Genomic DNA, 6,571 nt, shown 5'->3' with positions numbered 1-6,571 from the left:
CGCCGACACACCCGCCGGGACCATCCCCACCATCTCCGGCTTCAACGCCAACCCCAACCGCGCGCCCCTCGCAGTCACCTCGATCGAACGCACCTCCCCCACGATGACCCCGCGCAGCTTGACGTCGGAGGCCTCCTGCAGCTGCGAGCCGATCCGGTCGGTGAGCAGGGTGACCTCGACCACCGGCGTGAACCGCTTCTGGAACGCCGCCACCGACAGCCCCAGCAGCAGGGTCACGATGACCAGGAACCCCACGCCGTACGCCTTGTTGCCGAGGTGGGAGATCGCCCCCCGGGCAGGCCCGACGGGACGCTCCGGGATGGTGGTCACCTCGGGGACCTCAGTCGCCGCGGTCGGTTCTGTCGCCTCGGTCGGCTCGTGGGTCGAAGGAGTGTCGGTCATCAGCTATCCCGCGATCCGCACGGTCGTCGTGGCGCCCCACACGGCCAGGGAGAAGAAGAAGTCGACGATGTTGATGGCCACGATCGAGGTGCGCACGGCCTTGCCCACCGCGACACCCACGCCCGCGGGTCCGCCGGAGGCGTTGTAGCCGTAGTAGCAGTGGATGAGGATGATGACGACGGCGAAGACCATGACCTTGAGGAACGAGAACAGCACGTCCACCGGCGGCAGGAACAGGTGGAAGTAGTGGTCGTACGTCCCCTTGGACTGGCCGAAGTACTCGGTGACGATGAACCGGGTCGCGCCGTACGAGGAGAGCAGGCCCAGGACGTAGAGGGGCACGACCGCGACGAAGCCGGCGATCATGCGGGTGGTCACGAGGTAGGGCAGCGACGGCACACCCATGACCTCGAGGGCGTCGACCTCCTCGGAGATCCGCATCGCGCCGAGCTGGGCGGTGAAGCCGCAACCCACCGTGGCCGCGAGGGCGAGACCGGCGACGAGCGGGGCGATCTCGCGGGTGTTGAGGTAGGCGGAGACGAAGCCGGTGAAGGCGCCGGTGCCCAGCTGGTTGAGCGAGGAGTAGCCCTGCAGGCCGACCTGGCTCCCGGTGAAGAAGGCGAGGAAGGCGATGACGCCGACGGTGCCGCCGATGACCGACAGGGCGCCGGAGCCGAGGGAGACCTCCGCCAGCAGGCGCAGCACCTCCTTCTTGTAGCGCCGCAGCGTGCGCGGGCTCCAGGCGAGCGAGCGGACGTAGAACCGCATCTGCTCGCCGAGGCTGTCGAGCGCCTGGCCGGGGCGACCGGCGAGCTCCATCACCTTGCTCATCAGGACACCTCCTTCAGATCTTCTGGGGGACGACTTGGAAGTAGATGGCGCTGGCGACGAAGTTGACGACGAACAGGAACATGAACGTGATGACCACGCTCTGGTTCACCGCGTCACCGACGCCCTTCGGGCCCCCGCCGGCCGTCAGGCCCTTGTACGACGCCACGACCGCGGCGATGAAACCGAAGATCAGCGCCTTGATCTCGCTGGTCCACAGGTCGGCGAGCTGCGCGAGGGCGGTGAACGACGCGATGTACGCGCCGGGGGTGCCTCCCTGGATGATGACGTTGAAGAAGTAGCCACCGGCGACACCGACGACCGAGACGAGGCCGTTGAGCAGGAGAGCCACGAGCATCGCGGCGAGGACGCGGGGCACGACGAGGCGCTGGATCGGGCTGATGCCCAGCACCTCCATGGCGTCGATCTCCTCGCGGATCTTGCGGGACCCGAGGTCAGCACAGATCGCCGAGCCGCCGGCACCGGCGATGAGCAGCGCCGTCACGATCGGCGAGGCCTCACGGATGACCGCCAGCACCGACGCCGCGCCGGTGAACGACTGCGCGCCCAGCTGACGGGTGAGGGTGCCGAGCTGGAGGGCGATGACCGCGCCGAACGGGATGGACACCAGGGCGGTCGGCACGATCGTCACCGAGGCGATGAACCAGCACTGCTGGATGAACTCCTTGGCCTGGAACGGTCGGCGGGGCATGGCCCGGACCGTGTCGAGGACGAGGGCGAACAGTGAGCCGCTCTGGCGCAGGGCGCCGGTGACGGGGTTGCCCATCAGACCGGCTCCCCCACGGAGTCGGCGGCGGTCTCCTCGGCAGAGGTACCGGCAACCGGTGCGGTCGGCGCGGCCGGGGCGTCGTCCGCACGGACGCCGGGGACGCCCGCGTTGTGCGACTGGAAGGACCCGGGCGGCGGGGTGACGCCGTTCTTGCGGCACCACTCGCCCGGCGGTCGCTCACCTCGGCGGGTGGTGCCGTCGCTGGTGCCCAGCTGCAGCGGGATGGGCGGGAGCGGGGGCAGCTCCTGGCCGGACTTCGCCTCGGCCGCGAGCTCGTCGGCGTCCTTCTCCTCGGACATCCCGATCGGGCCGATGGTCTGGGCGTTGAGGAACTGGCGGACCACCGGCTCCTCCGAGCTCAGCAGCATCTCCCGGGGCCCGAACATCGCCAGGTGCTTGTGGTAGAGCAGCCCGATGTTGTCCGGGACGGTGCGGGTGGAGTTGATGTCGTGCGTGACGATGAGGAACGTCGCGTCGATCTGGGCGTTGAGGTCGATGAACAGCTGGTTGATGTAGGAGGTGCGCACCGGGTCCAGGCCGGAGTCCGGCTCGTCGATGAGCAGGATCTCGGGGTCGAGGACCAGGGCCCGCGCGAGGCCGGCGCGCTTGCGCATACCGCCCGAGATCTCGCCCGGCAGCTTGGACTCGGCGCCGGACAGGCCGACGAGGTCCATCTTCTCCATGACGACCGACCTGATGTCGGACTCGCTCTTGCGGGTGTGCTCACGCAGCGGGAAGGCGACGTTGTCGTAGAGGTTCATCGAGCCGAAGAGCGCGCCGTCCTGGAAGAGGACACCGAACAGCTTGCGGATCTCGTAGAGGTCGTGCTCGCGCAGATGGGTCAGGTCGCGCCCCTGGATCATGATCGACCCGGCGTCGGGCTTGAGCAGCCCGACCAGCGTCTTGAGGAACACGGACTTGCCGGTGCCGGAGGGCCCGAGCATCACCGAGATCTCCCCGGCGGGGAGCGTGAGGGTCACGTCGTTCCAGATCACCTGGGACCCGAACCGCTTGGTCAGTCCCTCGACCTTGATCTCAACGCCCACTGCTCACCTCGTCGTGTTCCTGGGGTGGTGCTGCGCCGACCGCAGGTGGCGGTCGGCCGTTCGCAGGGAACAACGAGGTGCGCGGTCGGAGGTTACGGCCGGCCACGCACCAGCCGCGGACTGGCCGGGCCACGCGCCATACCCGTGACTTGTTGCCCGCCGAGCACCGGAACCGGCCCGAATCCACCCCCAGACGGTGCTTGCCGGGCAAGAAGTCGGGGCAGTCCGGGCATGCGAAAGGCGGGCCCGACCGGAGTCGGGCCCGCCTTCGCGAGGAGCTGTGCTCCCCCGCGGAGCGGGGAAGCGTCAGGTCACTTGAGGGTGACGGTGGCCCCGGCGCCCTCGAGGGCCTCCTTGGCCTTGTCCGCGGCAGCCTTGTCGACCTTCTCGAGGACGGGCTTGGGGGCGCCGTCGACGAGGTCCTTGGCCTCCTTCAGGCCGAGGGAGGTCAGCGCGCGGACCTCCTTGATGACCTGGATCTTCTTGTCGCCAGCAGCCTCGAGGATGACGTCGAACTCGTCCTGCTCCTCGGCAGCGGCGGTGTCGCCGCCGGCCGGGGCGCCGGCCGCAGCAACGGCCACGGGGGCAGCAGCGGTGACGTTGAAGGTGTCCTCGAACTGCTTCACGAACTCGGAGAGCTCGATGAGGGTCATTTCCTTGAAGGCCTCAAGGAGCTCGTCGGTGGAGAGCTTCGCCATGATGGGCGTCCTTTCGTGTGTTTCGTATGCCGTGAGTGGCGGTTTGGTGTGTGAGCCGAGCTCGACCGGGGTCACCGTGGTGGCCCCGAGCGGGATCAGCTCTCGTCGCCACCCTCGGCGACGTCTGCGGTTGCCTCGGCCTCGGGGGCCTCGGCGGGGGTCTCCTCGGCCGCGGCCTCGGCAGCGGGGGCGGCGGCGGCAGCCACCGGTCCCTCGGCCTCGACCTTGGCACGCAGCGCGTCGACGACCCGAGCGGTCTGCGACAGCGGTGCGGCGAAGAGGTAGACAGCCTGGCTGAGCGACGCCTGGAGGGCACCGGCCAGCTTGGCCAGGAGAACCTCGCGGGACTCGAGGTCCGCAAGCTTCGTGATCTCCTCGGGGGTGAGGGCCTTGCCGTCGAGGACGCCGCCCTTGATCACGAGGAGGGGGTTCGCCTTGGCGAAGTCACGCAGGCCCTTGGCAGCCTCGACCGGGTCGCCGTCGACGAAGGCGATGGCGGACGGCCCGACGAGCTGGCCGTCGAAGGCCGTGACTCCGGCCTCCTTGGCGGCAAGCTCGGTCAGCGTGTTCTTCACGACGGCGAAGGTGGCGTTTCCGCGCAGCGAGGTGCGCAGGGCGGTGATCTGCTTCACCGAGAGCCCGCGGTACTCGGTGAGCACCGCCGCGCCGGAGGTGCGGAACTTGTCCGACAGCTCGGCGATGGCGGCAGCCTTGTCAGCCTTGGCCATGTGGCCTCCCTTCCGTGTGTGCGACCGTCCGGAGTGAGTGCCCCACATGGGAAGAGCCCCGGGCACAGGGCACGGGGCTCGCACGCGGACCAGCTCGAGAGCGGGTCCTGCGGGTGAATCGTGGCCTGCGCTGGATGCCCACCTGGTGGGACCTTCGGTCACGTGCTGCCTCTTGCGGTGGCACGCGACAACCGAGCGGTCTTTGGTCAGGTGACAGCGTAGGCGCTCACCCCGGCCCCGACCAAATCGCGCCGCCCCCTCGGGATGCGAGGAGGCGGCGCGACGGAAGTCGGGACCGTCAGCTGGTGGGCATCTGGAAGGTGCCGACCTGGCTCGCCGGCGGCACGGCGATCTTGACCGTCTTGCCCCAGTCGGAGAAGGCGATGGTGATGGTCTGGCCCTCGGCCTCCACCGTCATCTTGGTCGGGCGGTCCTGGGCGTCGAGGGTGTAGCGGGCCTTGACCGGCTTGGCCGACGGGGCGGCGGTCTGGCCGCTGGAGCCGAGCAGGGTGTTGGGGTCGATGGTCACGTCGTAGACGTTCTCGTCGGCCGACGAGCTCACGACCGTCGCCTTGGAGCCCTTGAGCGCCTTGGCCAGCTGGCGCGGGTCGCCCATGTCACCGGTGAGCCCGGCGAACATCTTGCTCAGCGGGTCGTTGCCCTTGGGGTCGATCTTCACCCACGGCTTCTGCGAGCCCGGCAGGCCCTTCATGTAGATGACGCCTCCCGCCGACACGACCTCCAGGGTCTGGCCCTGGATCTCCATGGTCATGTCCTGCTCCATCTTGCCGCCGTTCATGGTGAACTCGCCCTTGGCGCTGCCCGAGGAGCCGAGGTCCATGGTGACGGCACCCGAGCCGGCCTTGACCATGGCGTCGGTCATGCGGGTCGCGAGCTCGGCACCGTCGACGGTGTCACCCGCCTTGAGGGAGGGCGCCGAGGTGGTGGAGCTGCTCGAGCTGCTCGAGGTCCCCGAGGACTTCGAGGCTGCGCCCGAGCCGGAGTCGGAGCTGCCGCAGGCGCTCAGGCCCAGGGCCGCTGCCAGCGCGACGGCAGCGATCGAGGTGGTCTTCATGCGTCCCCCAGGGAGTGTGGCACGGCGCGTCGTCGCCGCAGTGGTGTGGTGCGCACGCGGTGGCATGGGGCCGGTGGAGCTCGTGGTGCGTACCCCTCAACCATAACCGCCGGAGCTCGCAAGAGCCCGCCGTCCCCGGGAGGGGATGGCGGGCTCCGTACGGCGTGTGCGTGACGTCAGGCGGTGGCCTCGTCCTCGACCAGCAGGTTGCGCGTGCGGTTGTAGTCCAGCGGGATGCCGGGGCCCATCGTCGTGGTCATGGTCGCCTTGAGGATGTAGCGGCCCTTGGACGCGGACGGCTTGAGGCGCAGGACCTCCTCGAGCGCGGCGCCGTAGTTCTCGACGAGGGACTTCTCGTCGAACGAGGCCTTGCCGATGATGAAGTGGAGGTTCGCGTGCTTGTCGACGCGGAACTCGATCTTGCCGCCCTTGATGTCGGACACGGCCTTGGCGGTGTCCATGGTGACGGTGCCGGTCTTCGGGTTGGGCATGAGACCACGCGGGCCCAGGACCTTGCCGAGGCGACCGACCTTGCCCATCATGTCGGGCGTCGCGACGACGGCGTCGAAGTCGAGCCAGCCGCCGGCGACCTTCTCGAGCAGGTCGTCGGAGCCGACGTGGTCGGCGCCGGCCTCACGGGCGGCCTCGGCCTTGTCACCGTTGGCGAACACCAGGACGCGGGCGGTCTTGCCCGTGCCGTGGGGGAGGTTGACCGTGCCGCGGACCATCTGGTCGGCCTTGCGGGGGTCGACCCCGAGGCGCATGGCGACCTCGACGGTCTCGTCGTACTTGGCCTTGGCGTTGGTCTTCGCGAGGCGGACGGCCTCGAGGGGGGCGTAGGCCTTCGAGCTGTCGATGCTCGAGGCGGCCTCGCGGTAAGCCTTGCTGCGCTTCATTTCTGCTCCTGGATGAGGTGTTTCGGTGGAGTTGTGGTCTCGCGGACCAGCGCGGTCCTGCCACGGTCCCCGGTACGCCGCCGCAGCGGCGTACCGGAGGGGTTCGGT

The 6,571-nt window shown here is 69.2% G+C and carries 8 protein-coding genes; all 8 read right to left on the bottom strand.

Features of this window, described 5'->3' with window-relative positions; genetic code table 11:
- Positions 1-402 (bottom strand): MlaD family protein (locus tag ASG70_RS02285; RefSeq protein ID WP_156399771.1); only part of this gene is annotated, 402 nt, incomplete at its 3' end.
- A gap of 3 nt (positions 403-405) precedes the next feature.
- Entirely contained in the window at positions 406-1,233 is an 828-nt protein-coding gene (locus ASG70_RS02280) for an ABC transporter permease (RefSeq protein ID WP_056882227.1), read from the bottom strand.
- Between the two features lie 13 nt (positions 1,234-1,246).
- Positions 1,247-2,017, bottom strand: coding sequence for an ABC transporter permease (locus ASG70_RS02275; protein WP_056882226.1), 771 nt, complete (start codon positions 2,015-2,017; stop codon positions 1,247-1,249).
- On the bottom strand, positions 2,017-3,066 hold the full coding sequence (locus tag ASG70_RS02270; RefSeq protein WP_056882225.1) for an ABC transporter ATP-binding protein: 1,050 nt from the start codon (positions 3,064-3,066) through the stop codon (positions 2,017-2,019). The genes ASG70_RS02275 and ASG70_RS02270 overlap by 1 nt, the downstream gene beginning before the upstream one ends.
- Positions 3,067-3,377: 311 nt before the next feature.
- Positions 3,378-3,764 carry a 50S ribosomal protein L7/L12 gene (gene rplL, locus ASG70_RS02265; RefSeq protein WP_056882224.1) on the bottom strand — a complete coding sequence of 129 codons (387 nt, stop codon included), beginning with the start codon at positions 3,762-3,764 and terminating at the stop codon, positions 3,378-3,380.
- A 95-nt stretch (positions 3,765-3,859) separates the two neighbouring features.
- Complete coding sequence (rplJ, locus tag ASG70_RS02260; protein WP_056882223.1) at positions 3,860-4,492, bottom strand: 50S ribosomal protein L10; 633 nt, start codon at positions 4,490-4,492, stop codon at positions 3,860-3,862.
- A gap of 298 nt (positions 4,493-4,790) precedes the next feature.
- The gene (locus ASG70_RS02255; RefSeq protein WP_056882222.1) at positions 4,791-5,567 is read right to left on the bottom strand and encodes a hypothetical protein; all 777 of its coding nucleotides are present in this window, start codon (positions 5,565-5,567) and stop codon (positions 4,791-4,793) included.
- A gap of 176 nt (positions 5,568-5,743) precedes the next feature.
- Positions 5,744-6,463: a 50S ribosomal protein L1 gene (rplA, locus tag ASG70_RS02250; protein WP_056882221.1), complete on the bottom strand. Its 720-nt coding sequence runs from the start codon at positions 6,461-6,463 to the stop codon at positions 5,744-5,746.
- Positions 6,464-6,571: the final 108 nt, after the last annotated feature.

Origin of the sequence: Phycicoccus sp. Soil748 (genome assembly GCF_001428025.1) — a bacterium.
Lineage (GTDB): Bacteria > Actinomycetota > Actinomycetes > Actinomycetales > Dermatophilaceae > Pedococcus.
This window is presented reverse-complemented; position numbering and strand designations above follow the sequence as displayed.